General features: G+C 51.7%; 2 tRNA genes and 5 rRNA genes (1 of these 7 cut by a window edge). All 7 read right to left on the bottom strand.

Annotation, left to right across the window (positions count from 1 at the left end):
* Positions 1 to 35: 35 nt before the first annotated feature.
* Positions 36 to 148 (bottom strand): 5S ribosomal RNA (gene rrf / locus ACFJI0_RS26785).
* A 168-nt stretch (positions 149 to 316) separates the two neighbouring features.
* Positions 317 to 3195: ribosomal RNA gene (locus ACFJI0_RS26780) — 23S ribosomal RNA — on the bottom strand.
* A 372-nt stretch (positions 3196 to 3567) separates the two neighbouring features.
* Positions 3568 to 3643, bottom strand: a tRNA-Ala gene (locus ACFJI0_RS26775).
* Between the two features lie 27 nt (positions 3644 to 3670).
* Positions 3671 to 3747 (bottom strand) — tRNA-Ile (locus ACFJI0_RS26770).
* A gap of 103 nt (positions 3748 to 3850) precedes the next feature.
* Positions 3851 to 5379: ribosomal RNA gene (locus ACFJI0_RS26765) — 16S ribosomal RNA — on the bottom strand.
* Positions 5380 to 5727: 348 nt separating this feature from the next.
* Positions 5728 to 5840 (bottom strand): 5S ribosomal RNA (gene rrf, locus ACFJI0_RS26760).
* 168 nt (positions 5841 to 6008) lie between these two features.
* Positions 6009 to 7032: ribosomal RNA gene (locus ACFJI0_RS26755) — 23S ribosomal RNA — on the bottom strand; it runs 1855 nt beyond the window's last position.
* The 16S, 23S and 5S rRNA genes sit together here with 2 tRNA genes alongside, the layout of an rRNA operon.

Raw genomic sequence — 7032 nt, 5'->3', positions numbered from 1 at the left:
TCGAAGACACGAGGGGGTTTGGGGGCTGGGTAAGAGCCTGACGATGACCTACTTTCACACGGGAACCCGCACTATCATCGGCGCAAAGGCGTTTCACTGTCCTGTTCGGGATGGGAAGGAGTGGGACCACCTCGCTATGGTCGTCAGGCATAACTTGTTGTTCGGGCTGCGCACACGCACAACCTGAACGAATTCATAGAGCTTCGAATCAGCTATTTTGATTGCAGCCAACGATGGACTCATTGCTGAGCCTTCGGGCATAACATGACTTTTCAGTCGGATGACATTTGACTCTGATGATTTTCATCAAAGTTATAGGGTCAAGCCGCACGAGCAATTAGTATCAGTTAGCTTAACGCATTACTGCGCTTCCACACCTGACCTATCAACGTCCTGGTCTTGAACGACTCTTTAGGGGGCTCAAGGCCCCGGCAGATCTCATCTTGGAACGAGTTTCCCGCTTAGATGCTTTCAGCGGTTATCTCTTCCGCACTTAGCTACCCGGCAATGCCACTGGCGTGACAACCGGTACACCAGAGGTGCGTCCACTCCGGTCCTCTCGTACTAGGAGCAGGCTTCCTCAAATCTGCAGCGCCCACGGAAGATAGGGACCAAACTGTCTCACGACGTTTTAAACCCAGCTCACGTACCTCTTTAAATGGCGAACAGCCATACCCTTGGGACCGGCTACAGCCCCAGGATGAGATGAGCCGACATCGAGGTGCCAAACACCGCCGTCGATATGAACTCTTGGGCGGTATCAGCCTGTTATCCCCAGAGTACCTTTTATCCGTTGAGCGATGGCCCTTCCATACAGAACCACCGGATCACTATGTCCTGCTTTCGCATCTGCTCGACTTGTCAGTCTCGCAGTTAAGCACGCTTATGCCATTGCACTATTAGCACGATGTCCGACCGTACCTAGCGTACCTTCGAACTCCTCCGTTACACTTTGGGAGGAGACCGCCCCAGTCAAACTGCCTACCATGCACTGTCCCCGATCCAGATAATGGACCTAGGTTAGAACCTCAAACACACCAGGGTGGTATTTCAACGTTGGCTCCACAAGATCTAGCGACCCTGCTTCAAAGCCTCCCACCTATCCTACACAGATCTGTTCAAAGTCCAATACAAAGCTACAGTAAAGGTTCATGGGGTCTTTCCGTCTTTCCGCGGGGAGATTGCATCATCACAAACATTTCAACTTCGCTGAGTCTCAGGAGGAGACAGTGTGGCCATCGTTACGCCATTCGTGCAGGTCGGAACTTACCCGACAAGGAATTTCGCTACCTTAGGACCGTTATAGTTACGGCCGCCGTTTACTGGGACTTCGATCAAGAGCTTGCACCCCATCAATTAATCTTCCAGCACCGGGCAGGCGTCACACCCTATACGTCCACTTTCGTGTTTGCAGAGTGCTGTGTTTTTAATAAACAGTCGCAGCCACCAATTTTTTGCAACCCATTCATGCTCAGATGTTCTCATCACATTACTAGGGCACACCTTCTTCCGAAGTTACGGTGTCAATTTGCCGAGTTCCTTCTCCTGAGTTCTCTCAAGCGCCTTAGAATACTCATCTCGCGCACCAGTGTCGGTTTGCGGTACGGTCAATTACAAGCTGAAGCTTAGTGGCTTTTCCTGGGACCTCGTTCAGTTACTTCGCGAGCAAGCTCGCTCGATCGACAGCCTCGGTATATGACACGCGGATTTGCCTACGTGTCGCCTACATCTGTCTAAACCGGCACATCCAACCGCCGGATAACCTATTAAGATCCGTCCCCACATCGCACTTGTAATCGGTACAGGAATATTGACCTGTTTCCCATCAGCTACGCATCTCTGCCTCGCCTTAGGGGCCGACTCACCCTACGCCGATGAACGTTGCGTAGGAAACCTTGCGCTTACGGCGAGGGGGCTTTTCACCCCCTTTAACGCTACTCATGTCAGCATTCGCACTTCTGATACCTCCAGCATCCTTTACAAGACACCTTCACAGGCTTACAGAACGCTCTCCTACCACTTGCAATAAATTGCAAATCCGCAGCTTCGGTAACTGGCTTAGCCCCGTTACATCTTCCGCGCAGGACGACTCGATCAGTGAGCTATTACGCTTTCTTTAAATGATGGCTGCTTCTAAGCCAACATCCTGACTGTTTTAGCCTTCCCACTTCGTTTCCCACTTAGCCAATTTTAGGGACCTTAGCTGGCGGTCTGGGTTGTTTCCCTCTTGAGTCCGGACGTTAGCACCCGGTGCTCTGTCTCCCAAGCTGTACTCATCGGTATTCGGAGTTTGCCTTGGTTTGGTAAGTCGCCATGACCCCCTAGCCAAAACAGTGCTCTACCCCCGACGGTAATACTTGAGGCACTACCTAAATAGTTTTCGGAGAGAACCAGCTATTTCCAAGTTTGTTTAGCCTTTCACCCCTATCCACAGCTCATCCGCTAGTTTTGCAACACTAGTCGGTTCGGACCTCCAGTACCTGTTACGGCACCTTCATCCTGGCCATGGATAGATCACTTGGTTTCGGGTCTACACCCAGCGACTGAATCGCCCTATTCGGACTCGATTTCTCTACGGCTTCCCTATTCGGTTAACCTTGCCACTGAATGTAAGTCGCTGACCCATTATACAAAAGGTACGCAGTCACCCCTTTCGAGGCTCCTACTTTTTGTAAGCACGCGGTTTCAGGATCTATTTCACTCCCCTCCCGGGGTTCTTTTCGCCTTTCCCTCACGGTACTTGTTCACTATCGGTCGATGATGAGTATTTAGCCTTGGAGGATGGTCCCCCCATATTCAGACAGGATTTCTCGTGTCCCGCCCTACTTGTCGTTAGCTCAGTACCACACAGGTCTTTTCACGTACGGGGCTATCACCCGCTATGGCCGCCCTTTCCAAAGCGTTCCGTTAAGTCTTGTGCTATCACTAACAGGCTCTTCCGATTTCGCTCGCCACTACTTTCGGAATCTCGGTTGATGTCTTTTCCTCGAGCTACTGAGATGTTTCAGTTCACCCGGTTCGCCTCGCATGACTATGTATTCATCATGCGATACCTACTGCTAGGTGGGTTTCCCCATTCGGAAATCTCCGGATCAAAGCTAATTTGCCAGCTCCCCGAAGCTTATCGCAGGCTATCACGTCCTTCGTCGCCTATCATCGCCAAGGCATCCACCACGTGCTCTTATTCACTTGACCCTATAACTTTGACATCTCACCAGGTCTCGCAACCCAACAAGATACAAAATCACATCAAGCAAATGTCTGTCAGGTCTTTCACCTGACGCGTTATGCCGTTTCAATTCGCATCTTTCGATCAAATTGAATATTCGTTGACGCAATCAAAAAATGTTGCTGATGGCACGGTGCACATGAAACCTTTACGAATATGTGCTTTCCATCAGCAACGCTGATTCGACTCTATGAATTTTTAAAGAACAGCCGTGGCGATCTTGCGATCGCCTGTCAATCGATGGATATCAATCAACATTAAAACATCCTCAACCAGACTGGCCAAGATGCTTTGATGTAGATTTATCAGACAAGAACGTCACCGGAGCAACGTTGTTTTGGTGGAGGATGACGGGATCGAACCGACGACCCCCTGCTTGCAAAGCAGGTGCTCTCCCAGCTGAGCTAATCCCCCAGGATAACTTGCGCTCATTGGAGGGGATGGTGGGTCTGGTTGGTCTCGAACCAACGACCCCCGCCTTATCAAGACGGTGCTCTAACCAACTGAGCTACAGACCCAAGCCGGTCGCTTGATCTCTCCAGGCCTAAGCCCGAATCGCTGGCGACGTCCTTCCAACAACCGATAAGTGTGAGCGTTTGAGCTTGATTGCTCTTTTTCCAGAAAGGAGGTGATCCAGCCGCACCTTCCGATACGGCTACCTTGTTACGACTTCACCCCAGTCACGAACCCCGCCGTGGTAATCGCCCTCCTTGCGGTTAGGCTAACTACTTCTGGCGAGACCCGCTCCCATGGTGTGACGGGCGGTGTGTACAAGACCCGGGAACGTATTCACCGTGACATGCTGATCCACGATTACTAGCGATTCCGACTTCACGCAGTCGAGTTGCAGACTGCGATCCGGACTACGACTGGCTTTATGGGATTAGCTCCCCCTCGCGGGTTGGCAACCCTTTGTACCAGCCATTGTATGACGTGTGTAGCCCCACCTATAAGGGCCATGAGGACTTGACGTCATCCCCACCTTCCTCCGGTTTGTCACCGGCAGTCTCATTAGAGTGCCCTTTCGTAGCAACTAATGACAAGGGTTGCGCTCGTTGCGGGACTTAACCCAACATCTCACGACACGAGCTGACGACAGCCATGCAGCACCTGTGTTACGGCTCTCTTTCGAGCACTAAGCCATCTCTGGCAAATTCCGTACATGTCAAAGGTGGGTAAGGTTTTTCGCGTTGCATCGAATTAAACCACATCATCCACCGCTTGTGCGGGTCCCCGTCAATTCCTTTGAGTTTCAACCTTGCGGCCGTACTCCCCAGGCGGTCAACTTCACGCGTTAGCTTCGTTACTGAGTCAGAAGAGACCCAACAACCAGTTGACATCGTTTAGGGCGTGGACTACCAGGGTATCTAATCCTGTTTGCTCCCCACGCTTTCGTGCATGAGCGTCAGTGCAGGCCCAGGGGATTGCCTTCGCCATCGGTGTTCCTCCGCATATCTACGCATTTCACTGCTACACGCGGAATTCCATCCCCCTCTGCCGCACTCCAGCCTTGCAGTCACAAGCGCAATTCCCAGGTTGAGCCCGGGGATTTCACGCCTGTCTTACAAAACCGCCTGCGCACGCTTTACGCCCAGTAATTCCGATTAACGCTTGCACCCTACGTATTACCGCGGCTGCTGGCACGTAGTTAGCCGGTGCTTATTCTTACGGTACCGTCATGTGCCCCAGGTATTAACCAGAGCCTTTTCGTTCCGTACAAAAGCAGTTTACAACCCGAAGGCCTTCTTCCTGCACGCGGCATTGCTGGATCAGGCTTGCGCCCATTGTCCAAAATTCCCCACTGCTGCCTCCCGTAGGAGTCTGGGCCGTGTCTCAGTCCCAGTGTGGCTGGTCGTCCTCTCAGACCAGCTACAGATCGTCGGCTTGGTGAGCCTTTACCCCACCAACTACCTAATCTGACATCGGCCGCTCCAATCGCGCGAGGCCTTACGGTCCCCCGCTTTCATCCATAGATCGTATGCGGTATTAGCGCAGCTTTCGCTGCGTTATCCCCCACGACTGGGCACGTTCCGATGCATTACTCACCCGTTCGCCACTCGTCAGCACCTTGCGGCCTGTTACCGTTCGACTTGCATGTGTAAAGCATGCCGCCAGCGTTCAATCTGAGCCAGGATCAAACTCTTTAGTTCGATCTTGAAATTACTCATAAAAACGGAATTGAAGTGAACTTCACTTCTATTCTCATGAGCGTTTAAAGTCTTGCGACTTGGACTCTTTCGAGCCCGTTTTCGCAATCGCCTTCAAACGCCCACGCTTATCGGCTGTATGTTTTTAATGATCCTCGCAAACCCAGCGGCTCTCACCACCTTCGTCTGCTTGCTTAGCTGCGATCAGCTGAGCCTCGTATTATGACACAGTTTTTGGTCGTTTTGCAAGAGACTTGAAAATCTCTTCAACCGAAAACCATACCCTTACACTTATAAATGCCCAAACCCCCAGGTGTCGAAGACACGAGGGGGTTTGGGGGCTGGGTAAGAGCCTGACGATGACCTACTTTCACACGGGAACCCGCACTATCATCGGCGCAAAGGCGTTTCACTGTCCTGTTCGGGATGGGAAGGAGTGGGACCACCTCGCTATGGTCGTCAGGCATAACTTGTTGTTCGGGCTGCGCACACGCACAACCTGAACGAATTCATAGAGCTTCGAATCAGCTATTTTGATTGCAGCCAACGATGGACTCATTGCTGAGCCTTCGGGCATAACATGACTTTTCAGTCGGATGACATTTGACTCTGATGATTTTCATCAAAGTTATAGGGTCAAGCCGCACGAGCAATTAGTATCAGTTAGCTTAACGCATTACTGCGCTTCCACACCTGACCTATCAACGTCCTGGTCTTGAACGACTCTTTAGGGGGCTCAAGGCCCCGGCAGATCTCATCTTGGAACGAGTTTCCCGCTTAGATGCTTTCAGCGGTTATCTCTTCCGCACTTAGCTACCCGGCAATGCCACTGGCGTGACAACCGGTACACCAGAGGTGCGTCCACTCCGGTCCTCTCGTACTAGGAGCAGGCTTCCTCAAATCTGCAGCGCCCACGGAAGATAGGGACCAAACTGTCTCACGACGTTTTAAACCCAGCTCACGTACCTCTTTAAATGGCGAACAGCCATACCCTTGGGACCGGCTACAGCCCCAGGATGAGATGAGCCGACATCGAGGTGCCAAACACCGCCGTCGATATGAACTCTTGGGCGGTATCAGCCTGTTATCCCCAGAGTACCTTTTATCCGTTGAGCGATGGCCCTTCCATACAGAACCACCGGATCACTATGTCCTGCTTTCGCATCTGCTCGACTTGTCAGTCTCGCAGTTAAGCACGCTTATGCCATTGCACTATTAGCACGATGTCCGACCGTACCTAGCGTACCTTCGAACTCCTCCGTTACACTTTGGGAGGAGACCGCCCCAGTCAAACTGCCTACCATGCACTGTCCCCGATCCAGATAATGGACCTAGGTTAGAACCTCAAACACACCAGGGTGGTATTTCAACGTTGGCTCCACAAGATCTAGCGACCCTGCTTCAAAGCCTCCCACCTATCCTACACAGATCTGTTCAAAGTCCAATACAAAGCTACAGTAAAGGTTCATGGGGTCTTTCCGTCTTTCCGCGGGGAGATTGCATCATCACAAACATTTCAACTTCGCTGAGTCTCAGGAGGAGACAGTGTGGCCATCGTTACGCCATTCGTGCAGGTCGGAACTTACCCGACAAGGAATTTCGCTACCTTAGGACCGTTATAGTTACGGCCGCCGTTTACTGGGACTTCGATCAAGA

Source organism: Hydrogenophaga sp. UC242_53, assembly GCF_042696965.1.
Lineage (GTDB): Bacteria > Pseudomonadota > Gammaproteobacteria > Burkholderiales > Burkholderiaceae_C > Hydrogenophaga.
This window is presented reverse-complemented; position numbering and strand designations above follow the sequence as displayed.